The organism is Nonomuraea guangzhouensis (assembly GCF_019396345.1).
GTDB classification, from domain to species: Bacteria; Actinomycetota; Actinomycetes; order Streptosporangiales; family Streptosporangiaceae; genus Nonomuraea; species Nonomuraea guangzhouensis.
Genome location: NZ_JAHKRM010000006.1, coordinates 397,120 through 410,332 on the forward strand (window position 1 = coordinate 397,120; position 13,213 = coordinate 410,332).

The window sequence follows — 13,213 nt, forward strand, 5'->3', positions numbered from 1 at the left end:
GTTCAGACGTCTTCACCACGCCCACGGGAAGCATGGGCGCGGCTTCTACTCCTGAGTGGTTCTACGGGCGACAAGTGGCCCCACCTACGCGTGGACGGTGGCCCCATCCTGTGATCGGAGAAGTACGTTCCGCTGAGTTTTGACGCTTGATGTGCTCCGGGGCCTTCTACCTGCATGTCCGAAGCTCGATCGCCGATTACCGAAAAGTCATATTCGGCGCGGTACGGCTCCGTCCTGCCAGAGGTAGAGGTCGCGCAGCAGAGAAATCTCGGCGCCGTGATGGATCAGCTCCTTGTTGACGTGCTGGACGATGACCTCCATGGGAAGCCGCTCGGGACCCACCGCGGGCGGATTCTCCAGGTCGGCGTCCGAGAGTTCGCGGACCCCCGCGTTCCATCTCCCGTACATCTCATCGAGCTGTTTCAGCGCCTCGTCAGCGGTCCCCGCGTAGGCGAATGTCTGGGAGTCGATGTCCTGGCCGCCGAAGTGCCATCCGACCCGATAGCCCAGGCACGAGACGATGATGTGCGCCAGCCGCCAGGCAATCGTGGTCACCGGCGCCGGCACCGGGTCAGGGGACGCGGAGTCCATCGTCCACTCCCCTGAACCTGCCGACATCGGTGCGGCCGACGTGCCACGTGGGCGGATGCTCCAGCAGTCGCGCACCGGCTCCCAGAAGTACTCCTCATCGGCAAGACCGTCCAGCCGCGGCCGCAGGTTCTTGCGCCAGTACCAGTCCAACTGCTCCGCGAGCCGCTCGCTTCTTGTCATTTCCGCACACTACCGGCCACGGAGATCTAGCTGCGAGCCTCGCGGACGCCGTCGCCGGCCGTGGGCCGCGAGAACGTACCGCACCGGGAGATGATGCTGGGGGATGATGCGCCTTCGGGCCGCGCCGCCGCGAGTACCCCGAGCGAGCGCCATGCCAGAGCCTCCGACCTGCATGTTCGAAGATGGCGAAGACAGATGATCCCGAGACCAGCGACCCTGGAACACGATAGGTGAGGCCAAATCTCGTCCTTGATCAAGGCAGTCAAGATTGCTAACTGGGGCCGACGCTCGCCCGTAGGTGGGGCCACTTCTCACCCTGAAACCACCTGAGGTCGACGCCCGTTGCGGTCCCCCGTCTGTCCGCGGCGTTCATCGAAGACCGAACGGCATTCCTGACCTGCATTGAGCCGTGTCTTCCACTCGTGCCCGTTCGCAGAGCGATCAGCGGGGACTCGCGGGGACGCGCGGCTCCTCGACTGGCAGGGGTCACGTCCGTGGACGTGACCCCTGTGACAACAACGGCCACGAACGAAGGCAGATCAACTCAGCCTTCGGAACCGACGTTCTACGCAACGGGAGCCGTACGACCCTGTGAATGATCGTGCTCATAAGAAGCGGTCACCATGCGTTGATCTTCCTCCTGAAGCCTAACCTGTGTCCTGCGTCTAAACGGAGAACGGGTACGCATCGTTGACTACCAGTTCCGTCACCTTGAGCAGGCGGCGGTGGTAGTCATAGGCGTCGTGGAAGGAGGAGGGGTAGCCCAGGTGATGCAGATGCCATCGGAGTTTGCGCAGGCACCTGAGGAGAGTGGCTTTGTGGCCTGAGCCGGTCGTGCCGTTGTTGCGTAGGTAGGTCGATACGCAGTCGGCGAGAGTGGCGTTCAGTTCGACGAGGTCGTCCCTCACCGAGGTCGGTACGTCAGGGAATGGGACGGGCACATGCCGGCCCCACAGGATCCCGATCTCTCGAAACATCACCCGATGGCCTTCCGGCCCGGGCCATCTCCATCCATGCAGGTATCGCACTTCGGACGCCAACGGACTACGGCGATGCCTTGACTTTTCGAGGCGGCGCCGGTCGGCGAAGGCGTCGATCTCCGCCAGCCAAGCATTCCGGCTGAGTTCCAGCATGTCCAGCGCTCGGATCAGAGCCAACTCATCGCGTCGAAGGTTTCCTGCCGTGGCCAGGTATGAGCAGGTCGCATTGAAGCCGATCGGGTGGTAGCGGCTGACTGCGCACCTCAGCGCGCGGAAGCGTCCTCCGTAAGGAAGATCACGATCGCGAACGCGTCTGGCGTATGTCCCGAATCCCACGGCACCATCATGTCTTCCCCGAGGCCTGGCACGCTTACCCTTCGGGCAGGTCGACGGCAGACGGGATGATCAGCTGGGCAGGATGCGCGCGTCGCACGAGAAACACCAGGTCGCGGGCTGATCGCCGGGCCATTAGCGGGCCATTGACAGGGGTGACGAGGGATCGATCACGGTCACTCAGGACCGGCTTTCTGCCCAGCTCAGCGCCTCATCAGGCCGTGATTGATGCAGTTCCCAAGCTGACAGCGCGGGTTCGATTCCCGTCACCCGCTCTAGGAGAGACCGGCTCGCCGCCCCCTTCGGAGGGTCGGCTTCGGAGGGTTCTTGTGCTGGTCGGGAGACGCTCCCCAAGCCTCTCGCCTTATGAGGTTCTCAGGGCGCGGTGTGCCCATTCATCACCATCGGCAACGGTAAGCCCTCGGCATCTAGACAGCCGAGGCTGAAAGATCGGCGCTAGCATGCGGCGATGGACTGGGGCGCCTTCGAGAAGGCATGGCATGACAGCGGATGCCGCATCCTGAGTGACCTCGCAGCGGCGTGTCCAGGCGAGCGACTGTACGGCGCGGCCTTCCATCTCTTCTATATGGACGGCGTCAAGATCCTCCCGCCCGCCCTAGCCGCCAACATCGAGGCAGCGGTGCACGAGGACTATGAGTACTCGACACGGTTCACCCCGCCGGAGTGGCGGTGGGACGTCCTGGACGCGACGAGCGATGCGATGTCGCCGTGGTATCTCAGTCTCACTGAGGAGTATCTGGCACCCGCTGCCACCGAGACCGAACGGGATGCGGCGATGAACGCGCTCGAGGCGGCGCACGACACCGCGATGGCCAACGTCTGCAAAGCGATCACCACGACAGCGCGCCGGGGCGACATCCACGGGTCGCTTCCGCCTGGGTTCGTCGTCGTCATCCTCGAAGGGCAACGCGGGGATGAGGAGGCCGGTCTGATCCGGAAGAGCGTCGACCCGCAGCTGCTGCCGACAGTCCCTGAGCTGGCCGAGTACCTGCGGCAACTCGAGGAGACTTGAGCCCCCCCAGCCAGCTCAGCGTCCCTCAGTTCAGTCGCGATTACCCAGCTCTCCAAGACAGGTCTCTTGCCGATCCTGTAAAACAGAGCGCCCGCAAAAGAGCAGCCCTTGTACGTGAAGGACCTCTAGCGCGAGCTGATTTGAACGGCGTCAGAGACGCGTGGGGGACCTACCGATCAGAAGGTGCGTGCCCGTTCGGACGGCGATCAGCAGGGAGTCACGGGGACTCAGCGGCACTCAACCCATGTCTGCCCAGGTCAGCGCTTCTCCAGCTCAGTCCGCATGATCTTGAAAGAGTCCCAAGCTGACAGCGCGGGTTCGATTCCCGTCACCCGCTCCAAGCACGAAAAGCACTGTCCGGCATGCCGGATCGCCTACTGCTCGAACCAGGCCACCAAGCGGACAGCATCGTCTCCGTGAATGTGCGCGAGCGTACGCATGACTGTCCATACCCCGTGCCAGAGGCTGTCGGGCGGGACGGCGAGGCGGCGCGTGGCACGCTCAACACGGAAGACAGTGTCTCTGTCCTTCCATTCGGTGCCTTCATCCCACAGCACGGCAACCTGATAAGGGTCGACCGTCAAGGTATCCACACCACTTACCCGAGCAAATCTGCGGCTCCATACCGAGCGGTAAACGAGCTCTAGGCTCTGATCGGGAAGCTGCCGGTACTGGGCCACGTTGGTCGGGTGAAGCGCGGGTTCATCCCAGTCGATCGCGGTGACCTCATCCCAGTTCAACCACGTGACACCGAAGGCAGCTTCTCCCCATTCCGCCAAACCCGCTTTGGCGATCTCCGACGCATCCTGGGGGAGCCCGCGATCGGCCGCTATCGGTCGCCAGTGGCCTGAGCGGCGAATCCCGAAGAGGCACTCGAAGGCTTCGTAGTCTCTGCCCACCAACATCTTCAGCGAGATAGCAGCAACCCAAGCGGTCTCGCCGACATCGAGTCCGGGAGTCCATGTACGGCACTCGATGAATCCGTGGATGTCGGTTCCCATGCCGAGATCTTCTTGTCCGCGCAGAGGCGCTGTCCAACCCTTTGTGATCACGAGGCGGTAGGTGGATGAGGTAGATGCTCGAGCAGAGCGAGCGGAGTGCGCGCGGGCCGGCCAGGCCGTGCCCGCTGCGTGCCCGTTCGGACGGCGATCAGCGGGCAGTCGCGGGGACTCACGGTCACTCGACCGGCATCGTCCCAGGTCCGCGTTTCCCTGGTCAGACGCTGTGATCATGAAAGACTTTCCAAGCTGACAGCTTGCCTGGCCGATCACTATTGCCAGGCTCAGCAGACCATCCGGTTGGGCGAAATCGAATGCTCGCGTGAGGGCAAGGAACTCGGCACTGCCCTTCGATGTACGACGGCCGATCTTCAGAAGTCAGTCGACGGCCGGAGTTCGCGCCCAGAGAATGGGAAGACATAGACGCCACGAGCCTGCGGAGCTTGTCAGCTCAAGTCCTTCTGCACAGGGTCATGCCGTCGATTGGCTGGGCGTGTAGACCAGGTCGACCCATTCCCGCTTGGCTTTCGCCGTAAAGCTCGCCAGGACACGGGTGATCTTGCCGTTCAGGTCAATCACTACTACCCGGGAGCCATCGTTGTCACTAGCCTCGACGGACAGGTGCTGATCGTCCCACCATCCGATCGCCGGCCCGCCCTCGTTGACGCGCTTAACGAGCTTGCCCGTTTTGAAGTCCCACAGGCAGAAGTGGTTCTCGGTATACACGCACAGCGTGAGGATTCGCCTGCCCGAGGGCGAGAACGAATCCGTGCCGTGCATGATGCCGATCTTGCGTAGCGTGCGGAGCGTGCGCCCGTCCTGCCGGTACACACGGACGCCTGCGTACAGGTCCGAGATGCCGGCGACCAGATATTTGCCGTCCGGAGTCCACTGGAAAGTCGCATGTTCGTGGACGCTGCGGACGGTTACGGCCTTCGAGGTGCCGGCGACGGGGTCAACGATGACGAAGCCGACCGTTTCGATCTCGTCTTTTTGGATGCTGAGGACGAGTCTGCGACCATCACGTGCCCAAATGGGGCTGGTGGCGTTCAGCGGTTTCCGTACCGTACGAATGCGCTTGGACCTGCCCTCGCTATCGAAGATCACAACGGAGTTGTATGTCCCGGGAGAGGAGTAGGGCACGCCCGCGACGTTTCCACCTTTCGGCGCCGGTTGCAGCTCGCCATACCCTTTCTTCGCCACGAAGGTATTCCCATCGGATGAGCGGAGATAGGCGGCACGGCGTGATGACGACACCTCCTTGCTGAAGGCCGTCATCCTCCACGGATCACCGTCCTGCTCATGTAATACGACGCCAGCGTTGGGCACGTCGATGTCGACGCCGATGCGTTGCTGAGCGGATGCGGGAGTGGTGGCGAGCATGGACAGAAGCAGGCTCACGGATAGCACACCACGTAACAGGAGAGCGTTGATCACGATGGCAGCATAGAGAAAGGTCGTGGTCTGCGAAGGCGTCCACGTTAGGATCGCGCTGTCTTGACAACGTGATCTATCGCGCTCTTATAGAGATGGGGGAAGTTCACCACAGCATGACCAGCCACATGGAACGCCCGCTGCTCTTCCTCGATGTCGACGGGCCGCTTCTCCCATTCGGTGAGGCCCCGCAACGCGAACCGTTGGCTACCACACCCGACTCACACTTGGCGCGGCTCACCTCCGAAGTGGGGCGTCGGCTGGCGGCGCTGCCCTGCGAACTCGTCTGGGCCACCACCTGGGAAGACGAGGCGAACGCCGAGATAGCACCCCGAATCGGGCTGCCGTGCCTGCCAGTCGTGAACTGGCCGGACCCATCCGACGGGGATGAACGTGAGAACCAATGGTTCGGGCTTCACTGGAAGACCCGGACCCTGGTGAACTGGGCGGCCGGACGCGCGTTCGCCTGGGTCGACGACGAGATCACCGACGCCGATCGGGACTGGGTCTCCACGCACCATGGCGGCCGGGCACTCCTCCACCACGTGGAGTCATTCCGGGGACTCGCCGACGAAGATTTCGCAGCCCTCGATCAATGGCTTCGAGCTCTGTGAATCACCCACAATCCATAGGATTTAACAATTACTCCCACAGCCCTCGTTCGGCTACCAACTGCTCCAGCTCCTCATCGGACAGACCCTCGACAGGGGCCTGCATGTGGTCCCGAGTAGCGGCTTGGGCCACGATCAGATTGGGCTCCCGGAAGTAGGCCTCACCTCGGGCGGACTTGGCGTGAACACCTAGCGGGACTCGTTGCTTTTGATCTCCGGAAGGTCCCAGAGACGGACGGTGTGGTCTCGGCCGGCGGTGATGACGGCGGGGTGGGCATTCAGTTCGGTGAACCGGACGGCGAACACCTCGCTGGGGGCGTCGCGTTCCTCCCTCCGGTGCGCGGTGTTCGGCTCTGCCAGCAGGCGCCGATCCGCGATGTCCCACAGGCAGAGCGTGCCGTCCTCGCCGCCGGTCGCCGCGACCACGCGACCGTCCACGACACCGGCATCGAGGCACTCGACATTGCCTCCCGGCACGGTGATCGGCTCGGCCCAGACCGGGTCGTCGGCGTCGCTCACATCGCACACCGCAATGACCCGTTCTCCGGCCGCGACCAGGAACGCCTGGTCTTGACTGGTGGCCAGCGCGAAATGGTTAAAGCCGTCATCGATGTCGTCGGGCACGTCGAGTTCGACGATGGGTTCGTCTTCGTCGAAGTCCCACACGGTGATGCCGCCCTGCACGCCGTTGGCCGCGATGACCGACCGTCCCCACAGTGTTCCGGCTGCGATGCCCCCTGCGCATTCCAGTTCGTCGGTCAGCCAGAAGAGACCTTCTTCGCCGTCATCGTTCCCGGGCTCGTGCGCGTCGAGGTCGTCGGTCTCGGGCTTGCCGTTCTTCGCCGGGCTCTGCACCTCCATGCCCGGGGCGGCAAAGCCGAGAACGAAGAGGGTCTGTCCGCTGAGTGTCACCGCGCGAGCCGAGCTCACGCTTGTGGGTTCGGCACCGTCTAGTACCGCGCCGGTTTCCAGGTCCCATTGCGCGAAACCCTGGTGGTCACCGCCGCCGCCGACCACGATCCGGCCGTTGACCACCGCGGCTCCGAGCGCGGTGAGATCGGTGTAATCAATGTCCGAGTCTCCTTCATCAAGCCACGGATTATCGAGTTGGTACTCGGTCCACTCATCGGTCGTCGGATCCCACGTGCAGGCGCGTCGGCTGACATCGTGCGTGCACACCACCAAAGGGCGTTCAGCCATGACGACGAGGTCGAAATCCAGGACGGCGCTTTCGGAGGGCACCTGGCTGGTCAGGACGGGTCGGAGTGCAGGCATGGACGGATCTTAGGCGCGGAGCCCGACAATGATCAGCAAAATACCCGGTTGTGACAGGGGATCCTTCGCAGGATGAACGACTCTGCGCTGTCGTTGTCGAGCCTCAGCGAGGAGAGCACTTCACCAGCTTGATCGTCGTGCCATCAAAGGCGGTGGCGAGGGGTCAACCACGGTCACTCATGACCGTCCTCAGCCGCAGCTCAACGCCTCTACGAGCCAAGATCCCTGCAATTCCCAAGCTGACAGCACGGGTTCGATTCCCGTCACCCGCTCCACTTATGAAGGCCCAGCTCAGGATGTGAATCCAGATTGTGGATCTTCGTCAGCTTCTGAAATAACCCTCTGGGCCAAGAGGCCTTCGGGCGCTTGCTCATTCGGACCGGCGCCGCCTGGTGCGATAGTGCTCGGCACGCTCCGCCGCCATGCGTTCCCGTCGCTTCTGAGTCAGGATCTCTTGGGGACTCGGCACCCGCCGCTGCTCATGTCTGATCGCCAGGCGGATCGCCCAATAAAGAAAGAAGAACACCAGCACCGCCGGAACGACCCATGTCACCAGCAAGTACAGAATCTCGGCTAACCCGCTCGCCATCTGATCCTCCGTATAGGGGAAACCAGCATGCCTGATCTTGCAGACTGCGTCCATCGATGACTTCGCGAGTTGGTCCGCTCGCTGCTGCGCCGGCCGTAGCCAGCCCGGCACAGGGGGTCGGCCTCGGCCGACATCAACGCTTCGGCCATGGTCTTGACCATGGATCGCAACATCTCCGGGTCATCTGCCCCCCAGCCACTCACCGGGCGTCACACTGTTGTCTGCGGCCATCGCCTTGTTCTCCTTCGATCTTGAACTGCGCACTCGAAGGATCACGCGATGGCCGTCCCCATTTCACGGTGCCACACCCGCCACCAGGCCAAACTCGTACACCACTCCCCGTGGACGCAGCCGAACTAACTTGCACTCGCCGTCCGGGTACCTAGGACATCCGATCGCAGCGCAGGCGCAGCGGGGGCATCGCCATGCGGCCGCTGGGCCGCATCAGACAACGCGCCGACTCGTCGGCGGGCCGCTGCGAGCGCGTCCCCGCTTGTATACGATCACATTATGTTCGCCCCCCGAAGAACGCGGATTTTTCTGGCGACACTCGCGGCCTCGACCGGTGGCGCTTTCCTCGGCGTCCTTGGCGAAAAGGTCTTTATCCAGGGCATGCCTCTTTCGGATGCTTCCAGCGCTGCGCTGAACTCGTGGGTGATATTCCCGGGGTTCTTTCTCGGGTTGATAGGCGCCCGCCGCAGCCTGCAGAGGGCAGCGAAGGAAACACATAAGCAGGAAGCAGCTCCGGGATGATCGCTAAGGCGAGTGGGCTGTGCCGGTCTGTCACTGGCTGAGGTAGGGCGGGAGGGGTACGCGCGCAGTTCGTGGGGTGATCGTCGTGCCAGAACGGACGGCAAGTCAAGGTCGATAAGGGTCACGCACGGTCGCGCGGCCATACCTGACCAGGGCCCCCGTTTTCCCAGCTCAGAGTGGGAAGATCAGTAAAAGGCAGGTTCGATTCCCGTCACCCGCTCCAATGACGAAAGCCCAAACAGACCGGTGGATTCGGCATCTGGGCTTCGATCTTGCAGGGAGGTCTTCGTGGGATCGCTTCGATCAACGACGGAACAGGACGTCGAGTTCGCTGAAGCCCAGTGAGCCGTCCAGCGCCGTAAGACCTCCCGTGCCGAGCAGTTCCGCAGCGGCTCTCCGAGTCGCGGTGTAGGCGGCCTGGGCCAGCCCGGTGCCCAGGCTGATTCTGCGTACCCCGGCCTGCGCGAGCTCGGTGACGCTCGGTCCACCGGCGATGGCCATCGCGTTGACCGGCAGCGGCGACTCGGCACAGAGAGTGTTCAGCACGTCCAGATCGAGCAGGCCGGGAACGAAGATGCCGTCGGCTCCCGCCTCGGCGTAGGCCGCCGTGCGCGCCAGCACCTCGTCCAGTCGGCCATCCGGTGCACCGATCCCGAACAAGAAGACGTCGGTGCGGGCGTTGATGAACAGTTCCGGCAGGCCCGCCCCGGCTGCGGCGTCCCTGGCGGCGCGCAGCCTGGCGCGCTGCTCGGCGACGTCGAACAGAGGACCGCCGACGGCCGTGGAGTCCTCCAGATTGACGCCCACCGCGCCGGCATCGACCACCGCCCGCACGGTCGCGGCGACATCCGCCGGTGCCGGTCCGTACCCTCCCTCCACGTCGACCGTCACCGGCAAGTCGACGGAGTTCACGATGCGCCTGGCGGCTTCCACCATCTCGCCGCGGCTGAGCCGCTGCCCGTCCCCGCGGCCCAGCGACCACGAGACGCCACCGCTGGTCGTGGCAATCGCCGCGGCGCCGGCCGCGGCGATGACGGTCGCACTGGCGGCGTCCCACGCGTTGGGCAGCACCAGCACGGACTCGGTGCTCAGGGTACGGAACAGCCGGGCCTTCCGCTGAGTCGCGGCATCGATGGAGGGGGAGAGGTCAACAGACACGTGAATGACCGCCTTTCGGGTTGTTCTGCTTCTCGGTACCTGCTCCCGGGATGCTGCTGGGCAGAAGGCCGAGGGTCCACTGATTAAGCTCGGACCGAATCGTGGAAGTAGTGGAGGTAGCGTGAAGGCGCGGCTGACCTTTTCGGTGAACGATCTGGCCGAGACCCGGTTCGCCGTCTCGCCCATGTGGGAAGTCGTCACCAGTTTCAGAGCGCTTTCCGCCGCTGTGGTGCCGCACCCGCACCGCTGGTGGGCCGACCAGGTACGCCCTCGGCTCGCAGCCGCGGGCCTCGATCGCGGCTGGCTGGCCGACATGATCCCGCCCATCGGCCACCTCCCCGACTTTCTCAACCCGGCACTGGCGACCTCATCTCCCGGCCTTTCCGACGAGTTGGCCGCCATCGAGGCCACCGACCCCGAGCAGGTGCGCCGGGACCTCGATCAACTGGCCGCCGAGCGCGAAGGCCGATTGTCTCCCCGGCTGCGGAGTCTTCACCGAACCCCTCGGACCTGCCTGCCTCGGATCGTCGCGGAGATCGAGGCCTACTGGGGGCTGGCGATAGCGCCCTACTGGGCCAGGATCCGCTCGGTGCTGGAGGCGGACGTCTTCCACCGGGGTCGCCAGGTGGCCGAGCAAGGTACGGCGCAGGCGCTGGACGAGCTGCACCACACGGTGCGTTGGGCCAACGGCAGCCTCCACCTGGTACAGCGGCACTGCGCCATCACCAGGATCGAGACCGGAGCCGGGCTGCTCCTGGTACCGTCGGTCTTCGCCTGGCCGCGGGTGCTGACCCGGTCCGTCGTGTCCGAACCACCTCAGCTGGCCTACCCGGCACGCGGAATCGGCACCTTGTGGGAGCGCCGTACACATGCGCGCATGGAAGCCCTCGCCGCCGTGATCGGCCGAACCCGGGCGTTGATCCTGACCGAGCTGGACGCGCCCGCCTCAACCACCGAACTCGCCCAACGCTCGGGCCTTTCCGCAGCGGGGGTGTCCCAGCACCTCACCGCACTGCGGGCCGCCGGTCTGACCAGCACCCACCGAGCGGGCCGTTCGGTGCTCTACGCCCGTACCGGCCTCGCCGATGCCCTGCTCACCGCACAGACGTGAAAGCCTGCTCGGCGACGGTGCCGCGGGCGATCGGCGATCCACGTCCATGCGGCCGACGTGCCATGTCAGGCCGGTGGTGCCAGGCGTTTTCACGCCAGTCTCGGGTACGTCATCCGCCCGCGGCGTCCTCGACTTCCCAGCGCAGCAGGTCGCCCGGCTGGCACTGGAGCACCTCGCAGAGCGCATTGAGCGTCGTGAAGCGCACCGCCTTGGCGCGGCCGTTCTTGAGTACGGCCAGGTTGGCGGGCGTGATCCCTATGCGTTCCGCGAGGTCTCCCACGGACATCTTCCGCTTGGCCAGCATCACGTCGATGTCGACGACGATCGGCATCAGATCATCTCGTCCAGCTCGGCCTGCATCTGCGTCGCTTCGACGTCGCGCGCGACGGCCTGGGCGAGCAGCATCCGCAGCACGAGCACGATGAGCGCGACCCCCAGGATGCCCAGGCCGATCCCGGCCATGATGACGGTGACGCCCGGGTCGTCCCGCTGGCCCGGCGCATTGATGGCCGTGACCGCGAACCACAGGAGGGCTGCCGCCACGATCGCGCCGATCACGGCGTCCACGTACCGGAAGGCGGCGTGGGAGAACACGGTTCCGCGTCGCACCATCGTCACCAGCCGCCATACGCTGACCAGGGCGACCTGGACCGACAGCATGCCCAGGATCGTGATCAGGCGCAGCGGGGTCAGCGGGAGCGACCCGTCCTCTGGATCGTTCCCGCTGACCAACACCCACACCATCGATGCCTGTACGAACACGGTGCCGGCGAACACCACCACGAGCACGGCGCGCAACGCACGCACTGTCAGCTTTCCCATGGCCTACCCTTCCATCGAGTTGCGATGGAAATCTATCGAATGTCGATAAGTGAAGCAAGGGCTGGGGTGGAGGCCGGTCGGCGCGGGACGCCGTCGCCCCCTCCCATGGCGTGGCGTTCGCGCGAACGGGCTCCACAAGCAAGGCCTTCTCCAATAGGCGCTTCGCGCTCAGGACGGGTGGCCGTTCCGCTCGCGTCACCGAAGCTCCCTTCCTCGTGGGGCCTCACCGGCCTAAAATGATGATCAAATTTCATGAAATTCGTGAAATGAAAGTGATGTCGCTGCCGTGAAGGACACTGAACTCGTCGGAGTGCAGAAGACCCTCAGCCCCGTTCTCAGGGCCAAAGCGCTGGACAACCGACTGCCGGACCCGATCCTCGGCGACGAATACGCCGAACAGGCGATGCGCCGCCTCGACCCCGACTACGACAAACGCAGATTCGGCACCAGCCAGTTAGGCCTCGTCGCCGTGGTGCGTACCAAGGCCCACGATGACTGGGCCCGGAGCTTCCTCGCCGACCACGCCGACGCGGTGGTGTTGCACCTGGGCTGCGGCCTCGACGCCCGGGTGTACCGGATCGACCCGCCCGCCACCGTCGACTGGTACGACCTGGACTACCCGTCCGTCATCGAACTGCGGCGACATTTCCTTCCGCCGCGCGAGCACTACACCCTGATCGACTCCAGCGTCACCGACCTGACCTGGCTGGAACGCATCCCGCGTGGCCGGCCGGTGCTGATGATCGCCGAGGGACTGGTGCCCTACCTGACCGAGACCGCAGTCCGGCAGCTGCTGACCAGCGTCGTCGACGCTTTCCCCACCGGCCAAATACAGTTCGACACGGTGCCGGTCTGGGCGTGGCGAACCTCCAAATGGGACCCCACGCTGCGCAAATACGACGCCCAGTTCCACTGCGGCTTCAACAACCCGGCCGCGCTGGCCGATTGGCACCCGCGGCTCGAATACGTCGACGAGGCGCCGATGAACGACTCACCGGTGCTGATGGCCAAGGCGCCCGCGAACGTGCGCCGCATGTACCGCCTCTTGAACCTGCTGCCGGGCATGAAACGGTCCACCCGCATCGTGCGGTTCCGGTTCTAACGCGCTGACGGGCTCTGATGCGTCTGGGCAAGGCTGGGTGGCACCATCCGCCGGCCTCTGGTCGCGCCGCCGTCCCCATACAGGATCCTCTTTGCCATCGTCGATCAACATGAGTCTCTGATCAAGGGGCGCTCTCTCCGGCTATGCCCTCATCGCCTCCGCCCGACGGGTGCGTTGCCCTGCGGTTCTGCCATGAGCGCTGGTGATCTGCCCACAGGAGCCAGTACACCAATCGCCCGATCG

14 protein-coding genes and 1 pseudogene are annotated in these 13,213 nt (G+C 64.5%); 5 read left to right on the forward strand and 10 right to left on the reverse strand.

Going from position 1 to position 13,213, the window contains the following annotated elements; translation table 11 throughout:
* Positions 1-207 precede the first annotated feature (207 nt).
* Positions 208-771: a DinB family protein gene (locus tag KME78_RS14875; RefSeq protein ID WP_219529441.1), complete on the reverse strand. Its 564-nt coding sequence runs from the start codon at positions 769-771 to the stop codon at positions 208-210.
* A gap of 665 nt (positions 772-1,436) precedes the next feature.
* Positions 1,437-2,087 (reverse strand): hypothetical protein, encoded by a 651-nt coding sequence (locus KME78_RS14880; protein ID WP_219529442.1) that lies wholly within the window; start codon positions 2,085-2,087, stop codon positions 1,437-1,439.
* A gap of 466 nt (positions 2,088-2,553) precedes the next feature.
* On the opposite strand from KME78_RS14880, the gene KME78_RS14885 reads away from it, so the two are divergent.
* Positions 2,554-3,117, forward strand: coding sequence for a DUF4303 domain-containing protein (locus KME78_RS14885; protein ID WP_219529443.1), 564 nt, complete (start codon positions 2,554-2,556; stop codon positions 3,115-3,117).
* A gap of 374 nt (positions 3,118-3,491) precedes the next feature.
* Here the strand turns inward: KME78_RS14885 and KME78_RS14890 are convergent, their stop codons facing one another.
* Both KME78_RS14890 and KME78_RS14895 read right to left on the reverse strand, forming a co-directional pair.
* Positions 3,492-4,118 carry a hypothetical protein gene (locus tag KME78_RS14890; RefSeq protein WP_219529444.1) on the reverse strand — a complete coding sequence of 209 codons (627 nt, stop codon included), beginning with the start codon at positions 4,116-4,118 and terminating at the stop codon, positions 3,492-3,494.
* A 468-nt stretch (positions 4,119-4,586) separates the two neighbouring features.
* Complete coding sequence (locus tag KME78_RS14895; protein ID WP_219529445.1) at positions 4,587-5,552, reverse strand: hypothetical protein; 966 nt, start codon at positions 5,550-5,552, stop codon at positions 4,587-4,589.
* 125 nt (positions 5,553-5,677) lie between these two features.
* On the opposite strand from KME78_RS14895, the gene KME78_RS14900 reads away from it, so the two are divergent.
* Positions 5,678-6,163, forward strand: a complete 486-nt coding sequence (locus KME78_RS14900; RefSeq protein WP_219529446.1) for an HAD domain-containing protein — start codon at positions 5,678-5,680, stop codon at positions 6,161-6,163.
* 186 nt (positions 6,164-6,349) lie between these two features.
* Here KME78_RS14900 and KME78_RS14905 read toward each other — a convergent pair whose 3' ends face one another.
* The 3 genes and pseudogenes from KME78_RS14905 to KME78_RS68425 form a co-directional block, all read right to left on the reverse strand.
* Complete coding sequence (locus KME78_RS14905) at positions 6,350-7,435, reverse strand: WD40 repeat domain-containing protein (protein WP_219529447.1); 1,086 nt, start codon at positions 7,433-7,435, stop codon at positions 6,350-6,352.
* 370 nt (positions 7,436-7,805) lie between these two features.
* Positions 7,806-8,078 carry a G-protein coupled receptor gene (locus tag KME78_RS14910; RefSeq protein ID WP_219529448.1) on the reverse strand — a complete coding sequence of 91 codons (273 nt, stop codon included), beginning with the start codon at positions 8,076-8,078 and terminating at the stop codon, positions 7,806-7,808.
* 5 nt (positions 8,079-8,083) lie between these two features.
* A pseudogene (locus KME78_RS68425) lies at positions 8,084-8,255 on the reverse strand (IS256 family transposase); the annotation flags it as partial.
* Between the two features lie 279 nt (positions 8,256-8,534).
* Between KME78_RS68425 and KME78_RS14915 the strand changes: the two are divergent.
* Positions 8,535-8,777, forward strand: a complete 243-nt coding sequence (locus tag KME78_RS14915; protein ID WP_219529449.1) for a hypothetical protein — start codon at positions 8,535-8,537, stop codon at positions 8,775-8,777.
* Between the two features lie 303 nt (positions 8,778-9,080).
* On the opposite strand, the gene KME78_RS14920 is transcribed toward KME78_RS14915, so the two are convergent.
* Positions 9,081-9,935, reverse strand: coding sequence for an isocitrate lyase/PEP mutase family protein (locus KME78_RS14920; protein ID WP_308126950.1), 855 nt, complete (start codon positions 9,933-9,935; stop codon positions 9,081-9,083).
* Between the two features lie 121 nt (positions 9,936-10,056).
* Here KME78_RS14920 and KME78_RS14925 point away from each other — a divergent pair, with 121 nt between their 5' ends.
* Positions 10,057-11,046 carry an ArsR/SmtB family transcription factor gene (locus KME78_RS14925; RefSeq protein WP_219529451.1) on the forward strand — a complete coding sequence of 330 codons (990 nt, stop codon included), beginning with the start codon at positions 10,057-10,059 and terminating at the stop codon, positions 11,044-11,046.
* A 109-nt stretch (positions 11,047-11,155) separates the two neighbouring features.
* On the opposite strand, the gene KME78_RS14930 is transcribed toward KME78_RS14925, so the two are convergent.
* Both KME78_RS14930 and KME78_RS14935 read right to left on the reverse strand, forming a co-directional pair.
* Positions 11,156-11,377 carry a helix-turn-helix domain-containing protein gene (locus KME78_RS14930; RefSeq protein WP_219529452.1) on the reverse strand — a complete coding sequence of 74 codons (222 nt, stop codon included), beginning with the start codon at positions 11,375-11,377 and terminating at the stop codon, positions 11,156-11,158.
* The gene (locus KME78_RS14935; protein WP_219529453.1) at positions 11,377-11,868 is read right to left on the reverse strand and encodes a DUF2975 domain-containing protein; all 492 of its coding nucleotides are present in this window, start codon (positions 11,866-11,868) and stop codon (positions 11,377-11,379) included. The genes KME78_RS14930 and KME78_RS14935 overlap by 1 nt, the downstream gene beginning before the upstream one ends.
* A 286-nt stretch (positions 11,869-12,154) precedes the next feature.
* On the opposite strand from KME78_RS14935, the gene KME78_RS14940 reads away from it, so the two are divergent.
* On the forward strand, positions 12,155-12,970 hold the full coding sequence (locus KME78_RS14940; protein ID WP_219529454.1) for a class I SAM-dependent methyltransferase: 816 nt from the start codon (positions 12,155-12,157) through the stop codon (positions 12,968-12,970).
* The last annotated feature ends 243 nt before the right edge of the window (positions 12,971-13,213 follow it).

Excerpts from the sequence above, each read along its gene's own strand:
- KME78_RS14910 (WP_219529448.1), bottom strand. The coding sequence starts at position 8,078 with ATGGACGCAGTCTGCAAGATCAGGCATGCTGGTTTCCCCTATACGGAG.
- KME78_RS14905 (WP_219529447.1), bottom strand. The coding sequence starts at position 7,435 with ATGCCTGCACTCCGACCCGTCCTGACCAGCCAGGTGCCCTCCGAAAGC.
- KME78_RS14900 (WP_219529446.1), top strand. The coding sequence starts at position 5,678 with ATGGAACGCCCGCTGCTCTTCCTCGATGTCGACGGGCCGCTTCTCCCA.
- KME78_RS14885 (WP_219529443.1), top strand. The coding sequence starts at position 2,554 with ATGGACTGGGGCGCCTTCGAGAAGGCATGGCATGACAGCGGATGCCGC.
- KME78_RS14890 (WP_219529444.1), bottom strand. The coding sequence starts at position 4,118 with ATGGGAACCGACATCCACGGATTCATCGAGTGCCGTACATGGACTCCC.
- KME78_RS14930 (WP_219529452.1), bottom strand. The coding sequence starts at position 11,377 with ATGCCGATCGTCGTCGACATCGACGTGATGCTGGCCAAGCGGAAGATG.
- KME78_RS14875 (WP_219529441.1), bottom strand. The coding sequence starts at position 771 with ATGACAAGAAGCGAGCGGCTCGCGGAGCAGTTGGACTGGTACTGGCGC.
- KME78_RS14915 (WP_219529449.1), top strand. The coding sequence starts at position 8,535 with ATGTTCGCCCCCCGAAGAACGCGGATTTTTCTGGCGACACTCGCGGCC.
- KME78_RS14935 (WP_219529453.1), bottom strand. The coding sequence starts at position 11,868 with ATGGGAAAGCTGACAGTGCGTGCGTTGCGCGCCGTGCTCGTGGTGGTG.